Source organism: Shigella sp. FC1967, from assembly GCF_001743005.1.
GTDB lineage: Bacteria > Pseudomonadota > Gammaproteobacteria > Enterobacterales > Enterobacteriaceae > Proteus.
Window position 1 is genome coordinate 1 of sequence record NZ_MIIZ01000356.1, and the last position, 235, is coordinate 235.

General features: G+C 39.1%; 1 pseudogene. It reads right to left on the bottom strand.

Annotated elements, in window-relative coordinates:
• Positions 1-235 (bottom strand): annotated as a pseudogene (locus BHE89_RS03195) (pentapeptide repeat-containing protein); the annotation flags it as partial.

Sequence of the window (235 nt, forward strand, 5' to 3'; positions counted from 1 at the left end):
CCCGTTAAATCACAACCAGTAAAATCAGCCAAAGACCAATCAAACGATGAAAAACTCCCCACAAGAAAGATCGGAGCCACGAAACACGGCGCCAGTTATCACAGTGCCATTCCAGCGATTTTCCCACAGTTCGCACTTTTCTAATATGACTCTAGAAAAATTAGCGTAACTAAGATTTGTCTTGGTTATATAAGCACTACAAAACCATGACCTTGTAGTTATCATATTCATAAAA